Genomic DNA, 297 nt, shown 5'->3' with positions numbered 1-297 from the left:
TATTGCTTCTCCTTTAGTTAGATAAATAATGTGTTTGTGCCATGTAAATCAATTGTTTCGTATCTCTTGGCAATAGAGCTCTAGCCTCTTCCAAATTCAGATTTGGATAAACTCTCTTATTTGAAACTGCAAGAGGAAGTCTGATGCTTAGTTCAGGATTTTTTAATATCATTTCGATGAAATCCGTTAATCTTAGATTGTCACGGTTCTTAAATCGTAATAAATTAGGAGATAAAAACTCAAAACAATCTGAAGAATAGCTCATCATCTCAATTAATTTGTCCTTTGTCATTTCAG

1 protein-coding gene is annotated in these 297 nt (G+C 32.0%); it reads right to left on the bottom strand.

Annotated features, from left to right (window positions below):
- Positions 1-13: 13 nt before the first annotated feature.
- Positions 14-297, bottom strand: a 284-nt coding sequence (locus CBI42_RS11745; protein WP_256963833.1) for a hypothetical protein, incomplete at its 5' end; no start/stop codon positions are given.

The organism is Streptococcus sp. KR, from assembly GCF_002238115.1.
Taxonomy (GTDB): Bacteria; Bacillota; Bacilli; order Lactobacillales; family Streptococcaceae; genus Streptococcus.
Note: the sequence above shows the minus strand (reverse complement) of the source record. Positions and strands in the feature narration are given on the sequence as shown.